This is a genomic window from Streptomyces sp. NPDC005195 (assembly GCF_040608315.1).
GTDB classification, from domain to species: Bacteria; Actinomycetota; Actinomycetes; order Streptomycetales; family Streptomycetaceae; genus Streptomyces; species Streptomyces kaempferi.
This window is the reverse complement of record NZ_JBEXHZ010000138.1, coordinates 1-5,855: the sequence shown is the minus strand read 5'-3', so window position 1 is coordinate 5,855 and position 5,855 is coordinate 1. Positions and strand designations below refer to the sequence as shown.

At 67.1% G+C, this 5,855-nt stretch carries 3 protein-coding genes and 3 pseudogenes; 3 read left to right on the top strand and 3 right to left on the bottom strand.

The window, feature by feature from the left end:
• Window positions 1–442 precede the first annotated feature (442 nt).
• Window positions 443–1,279: pseudogene (locus ABZV34_RS36705) on the top strand (IS3 family transposase); the annotation flags it as partial.
• 139 nt (window positions 1,280–1,418) lie between these two features.
• On the opposite strand, the pseudogene ABZV34_RS36700 reads toward ABZV34_RS36705, so the two are convergent.
• Window positions 1,419–1,673, bottom strand: a pseudogene (locus tag ABZV34_RS36700) (MerR family transcriptional regulator); the annotation flags it as partial.
• Between the two features lie 963 nt (window positions 1,674–2,636).
• On the opposite strand from ABZV34_RS36700, the pseudogene ABZV34_RS36695 reads away from it, so the two are divergent.
• A pseudogene (locus ABZV34_RS36695) lies at window positions 2,637–3,511 on the top strand (PP2C family protein-serine/threonine phosphatase); the annotation flags it as partial.
• A 160-nt stretch (window positions 3,512–3,671) separates the two neighbouring features.
• Here the strand turns inward: ABZV34_RS36695 and ABZV34_RS36690 are convergent.
• A complete protein-coding gene (locus ABZV34_RS36690; RefSeq protein WP_356286795.1) occupies window positions 3,672–4,325 on the bottom strand; it encodes a hemolysin III family protein in 654 nt (217 codons plus the stop codon).
• Between the two features lie 396 nt (window positions 4,326–4,721).
• Between ABZV34_RS36690 and ABZV34_RS36685 the strand changes: the two genes are divergently transcribed.
• Window positions 4,722–5,282 (top strand): hypothetical protein, encoded by a 561-nt coding sequence (locus ABZV34_RS36685; protein ID WP_356286792.1) that lies wholly within the window; start codon window positions 4,722–4,724, stop codon window positions 5,280–5,282.
• A gap of 3 nt (window positions 5,283–5,285) precedes the next feature.
• Here the strand turns inward: ABZV34_RS36685 and ABZV34_RS36680 are convergent, their stop codons facing one another.
• The gene (locus tag ABZV34_RS36680; RefSeq protein WP_356286789.1) at window positions 5,286–5,588 is read right to left on the bottom strand and encodes a helix-turn-helix domain-containing protein; all 303 of its coding nucleotides are present in this window, start codon (window positions 5,586–5,588) and stop codon (window positions 5,286–5,288) included.
• Window positions 5,589–5,855: the final 267 nt, after the last annotated feature.

Sequence of the window (5,855 nt, the reverse complement as noted above, 5' to 3'; positions counted from 1 at the left end):
ACGCCCCCAGTCCAACATCAGGCAGCAGCGACGGCCGTAATCTGCTCATGAGTACCGACGTACTGCGAAAACCCGTCTATGGCAACGGCATTGGGCCAGCACCACACCCGCACCGGGATCCCGTCACGGGTCACCGCCATCCCGATCACGATCTGCGGCAGGTCATCGCGGGCGTAGGATCTCTCCGAGAGCGCGCCCACGCCGCCCGCTGCCCCGCGCTCGCCACGCAGGCCGGGGAAGTGATCGACACCGCGATCGCCGAGCTGACCGGTGGCGGACTCGGCACCACGGCGGCCTGTGCCGCGCTGGGCCGGGCCAGGGCCACCCATTACAGGCGCCACCCGGTCGCACCGCCGAAGCCCAGACGCGTCCCGGTCCCGCACCGCGAGCGTCACCAGCCCGCCGCGCTCAGCGAGTCCGAACGGGAGCGGGTACTGGGGTGCTGCACGGCGACCGGTTCGCCGACGCATCCCCCGCCCAGGTCTGGGCGACCCTGCTCGACGAGGGCACCTACCTGTGTTCACAGCGGACCATGTACCGGCTGCTGGAACGCGAGCACGGGCACGTCACCGACCGCCGCAACCAGGCCACCCACCCGCCCCGAGTCAGACCCGAACTCTCCGCCACCAGGCCGAACGAGGTCTGGAGCTGGGACATCACCAAGCTCAAGGGCCCCACGAAGTGGACGTACTACTACCTCTACGCCGTCATCGACATCTACAGCCGCTACGTCGTGGGATGGATGCTCGCCGACCGAGAGTCCTCCGAGCTGGCCAAGACCCTGTTCACCGAGACCGTGAAGAAGGAGGGCGTGAAGCGGGACCAGCTGACCATCCACGCCGACCGCGGCTCCTCGATGGCCTCCAAACCGGTGGCGTTCCTCCTCGCGGACCTGGGCATCACCAAGTCCCGTTCGAGGCCCCGCGTTTCAAATGACAACCCCTACAGCGAGTCGAACTTCAAGACCCTGAAGTACTGCCCAACGTTCCCCGGGTCCTTCAGCTCACTCGCCGAGGCCCGCATGTTCTGCGCGGATTTCTTCACCACCTACAACGAGCACCACCGGCACAGCGGCATAGGGCTGATGACCCCCGCCATGGTCCACACCGGCCAGGCGGAAGAGATCCACGCCCAGCGCGCCGACGTCCTCCGGGCCGCACACTCAGCGCACCCCGAGCGTTTCCTCCGAGGCACCCCCAAGCCCCCCAGCCTTCCGGAGCCCTCCTGGATCAACAAGCCGGCAGAGCAGACCGACGAAACAGAAACCGCAGCAAGCTAAAAACATCAACAAACCGACTCAAACAGGTTGACAGGTTCTGCGGCGCAGTTGGACCGCGCCGGCCGGGGTACATGCAGAACCTCCGAGACCGAATTTGCAACCCGCCGGCCAACCGAGCACGACCTGGTGGACTGCCCCGTTCGGCGGTGCGGTGGTGTTCCGCGTTGATGCGCTGGGCTTCTTCGAGCTGGTCTTCGAGGATGACGATGCGGCAGGCGGCCTCGATCGGAGTTCCCTGGTCGACGAGCTCGCGGACGCGGGCTGCGATGCGCAGCTGGTAGCTGGAGTAGCGGCGGTGTCCGCCCGCGGAGCGCAGCGGGGTGATCAGGCGGGCTTCGCCGATGTCGCGGAGGAAGCCCTGGGTGGTGCCGAGCATTTCGGCGGCACGTCCCATCGTGTAGGCGGGGTGGTCGTCATCGTCGAGCCGGCCGAACGAATCGTCTGCTGTCGTTGCACCTCTCTGTGGAACGCGCGGAGGGGCCCTGGCGCGATTGGCGCCAGGGCCCCGAAGGAACTTCTACACCATCTACCGGCCCTGATACTGCGCCGGCCTTCTGTATCCGCACACCCGCCCGGGAGAGGACGGGGAATGCGGGGATCGCGGTTGCTCGACCGGAGACCACCTCACTATCGATGTCCTGCGGTACCCGGGCTCCACATGCACGCCCGGGCGATCCTGATGGCGCTCGGCCCCTCCGTTCTTTCCCTCTTCGATCAACTAGCCGCTGGTACTGCTCTACTGCGCACTGCTGGTGATGCGACCTGCTCGGTGACCTGTGACAGCGTCACTCTTCGGCAGCCAGCCCCGTCGCCCGTCCTGCATCCGCTCTGGCTTAGAACCCCACTGCCGAACTTCCCGGTGCGCGCGCCCGCAGCCGACGCCTTCACCGAGGAACCACTTGCTGACTTCGCTGCTGAGTACTGGGAACTGCTGTAACGGGTAATGAACTTGCTCCAACTGCGGTCCTGCTCACGGTGGCCCCTGATCACTGCGGGCCACCCGGTCCGGTCGTCAGCCCCGTCGCCGTCCTGTAACAACCCTGGCTTCGGAACTCCACCACCGCACCGTCCTGCACATTCCAACTGCATGTACTGCTGCCCGGCAGTTCGTGTCTGCCAGGCCCTGCTGATCTCGGCTACGAGAGAAACCATAGCCAGGCGATCACTCAATGTCTACTCCAGCCAGCATAGATTTTTGTGGGTCCGGCCGGGAGGTAGCCGCCCTCGGCGGCGACGGAGGCTGACACCCGTCACTGCCAGGGTGATCGGGCGAAAGGCCAGGGGCATGTGCAGCGGGCAGGAAAGTGCCTTCGCGCGATCAAAGACCCTGGGGGACCCCAACGAAGAGCGTCGACGCCGAGAGGTCGGCGAGACCGCGCACGCCCTGGCGTACATCGTCATCGCGAACCGGTCCTTCACCGACGTGTACCAGTGGGGGCGCCGCACCGCCCCGCTGAGCCCGGCCGCGGAGATCCAGCATCAGCTGCTCCCGGCGTCGCTGGCGTGCGAGGCGGCGCAGTTCGCGGTGGCCGGGGCGCTGGAGCCGCCCGACCACGTCGGCGGTGACACCTTCGACTACGTGGTCGACCGGGACACGGTCCAGCTCTCCGTCACCGATGCCATGGGCCACGATGTCGATGCCGTGCTGCTCGCAACTCTCCTGGTGGGTGCCCTGCGCCGGGCACGGCGGGCCGGTGCCGACCTCGCCGAACAGGGCCGTCAGGCCGATCAGGCCGTGCACGAGCACGGCCGCCAGGGCTACGTCACCGGGCAGCTCCTGCGAATCAGTCTGCGCGACGGCACCACCGAGCTCGTCAACGCCGGGCACCCCTGGCCGCTGAGGATGCGGGACGGACAGGTGCCGGAGATCACTCCGAAGGTCGACATGCCGTTCGGCTTCCACGCACCGCGCAGCTACCGGGTCCAGCCGTTGGACCTGCGGCTGGGCGACCGGCTGGTGATCTGACCGACGGCATGCTGGACCGCAACGCCCACACCCTTGATCTGCCGGGCCTGGTCGTCCGCACTCGCGCGTTGCATCCCCGCGAGGTTGCCCGCGCCCTCATCGCCGCGGTCGTCGAGGCCAACCGCGGTCACCTGCAGGACGACGCGACCGTCATGTGCCTGGACTGGCAAGGCATCGGCCACTCCCATCCGGACGCCGACACCGGCGCCAACCTCGCCGATGCCTCCGCCCCCTCACCTCCGGAAGGGACTACCTGCGGACAATGACCCGAGACCGCTCCGTTCCCCCGCTTTCAGCCGGGCCCGTGTCGGTAGGAGGAGCGGATGGCTCCCGCGTGCAGTCTGATGCCTCGGCTGCCGTCCGACCCGTCGGGCCCTGCCACGCGGCAACGTGCGTGCCGGCGGCGCGGGCCATACGTTGTCGCGGTCAGTAGGCGGCGAGGGAGATGGCGATGTAGTGCGTCGTGAAGGCTGCCACGGTCAGGGCGTGGAACACCTCGTGGAAGCCGAACCACCGCGGTGAGGGGTCGGGGCGCTGCAGACCATAGACGACCGCACCCGCACTGTAGAGAAGACCGCCCGCCACCACCAGGGCGAGTACGGCCACTCCGCCGGTATGCAGGAAGTCGGGCAGGTAGCGCACCGGTGCCCATCCCAGTGCCAGGTAGCACGGGGTGTACAGCCAGCGCGGGGCTGCGACCCACAGGACCCGGAACGCGATGCCGGCCAATGCGCCCGCCCACACGATCCACAGCAGCACGGACCGCTGGTCCGGCGGGAGGAGGAGCACGGCCAGTGGGGTGCAGGTGCCGGCGATGATGAGGAAGATGTTGGCGTGGTCGAGGCGTCGCAGGAGAGCCTCGCCGAGTGGCCCCCAGGTTCCGCGGTGGTAGATGGCGCTCGTCGCGAACAGCAGCCAGGCGGTGACCGAGTACACGGCGCAGGCCAGAGCCGCCTGCGGGGTGCGAGCCAGGCAGATGAGCACGATGCCTGCGATCAGTGCGGCGGGAACCATTCCGGCATGGAGCCAGCCACGCAGCCTCGGCTTGATCGGTTCGGCCAGGTCGGCCGCCCGCTCCACCAGAGCGGCAACCGAATGCGCGCCCTCCCCTGCATTCTCACTGTGTGATGCGCAGGGCAGCCCGTCTTCATGGTGTTCTCCACGCACTGCGGCGGCGTACGTGTATTCGGCTTCAGCGGCGTCGTGCGACACGGCTTCTCGTCCTCCCTCGGACTCCCGGGAATCACCGGTGATCATGCGGCCATGTTAAGAGACCGCATTCGGACCGTTTTCTGCAAGGTCGGTCTCGAAACAGGCAGGCCGCGTCGGCAGAAATGGGCCACTTCGCCGTCGCGTGAGGTCCGGCTTGTTACTGCTGGCGCCCATTGGCCTCGAAGCGGAGTAGATCAGCTGCTCATGGGAACGATGAGAGCTCCCGAGCGGGTATCTCCGCTCCCCTGCGCGCAAGGATCGCCGATGCTTCCTGAGGTCCGCCCCCACCTGTCCGACCCCCTCGCTGACCAGTTGGAACACCAACTGGGTCTGGCTCGGCAACGGGAAGCCGGCGATCTTGATGTGCAGTGCGTCGCCGGCATCGCCGTCGTCGCAGCTGCCCACTCCGACGGGTATGCGGCCACCGGCCATCTCCTGGGTTTGCTGGCCGCGCTGCCTGCCCCCACCGAGGCGGGAGAACGCTTCTGGTCGGAACTGTGGAGGTCTTCGGGCACCGCGTACCTTCTGCCCGCCAACATCAAGACTTCGGTGCTGCGTTCCCTGGCGGGAGAAGGAATTGAGCTGGCCCGAAACATCCTGTCGGCTGTCGATGAGATGACCCCGCCCCAGCGCGTCGCAGCCGGTGATGTAATCGGTCAGGCCCTCGCCGAGTCCGACCATTTTCCCGACCTCAAGACACAGGTCATCGGAGAACTATGGCTCCGTGACCTCGAACTCACCGCCTGGCGCGTCCTGCACGCAGACCGCAGGTTCGACGATCCGACAGGACGGAAAGCATTCCTCGACGCCTGGAGCAGGGCCTGAGCTTCAGCGCTCGCCGTCGTGTCGGATGAAGAGTTCCAGCAGCGCCCGGACGGGCAGGTGCGCCTCGGTTGGATGGCGGAGAGTGCCGTCCAGGCAGAGGATGTAGCGCGTGCGCCGTCCGGCGCGCTCCCGGCGCAGGTAGCCGGCCTGTTCAAGGCCGGTGACGATGTTCTGAGCGGTGCGTTCGGTGATGTGACAGGCCGCGGCGATGTCGCGCAGGCGGATGGCAGGATCGCGGGCGATGACGATCAGCACGCGGGCGTAGCCGGTGAGGAAGCTCCACTTCCCGGTCTGTTCGTTCACCATCTACTCCGTTCTTCGATGTTGCCCAGCTGCGAACACCCACAGAGGAATTCGGTTTCATGACCATCAGTGGCAGGCCGCGGGTGTCGACGACTCGACCACAGTGGCGGCCGTTGATCCCGTTACCTTCTTGCTGGCCTCGCAATGGGGCTCCCGGCCTCCGGACCCGGCATGACTGAGCCCGGATCCACCGGATTGATGCCTGTGGATAGTTTCTCCGGAAACGAGGAAGTGCCTTGTGACCTGCGATGATGGGGTTTCTCTAGGACC

Coding starts and splice junctions, on each gene's coding strand:
- ABZV34_RS36680 (WP_356286789.1), bottom strand. CDS start 5,588: ATGGTGAACGAACAGACCGGGAAGTGGAGCTTCCTCACCGGCTACGCC.
- ABZV34_RS36685 (WP_356286792.1), top strand. CDS start 4,722: ATGCTTCCTGAGGTCCGCCCCCACCTGTCCGACCCCCTCGCTGACCAG.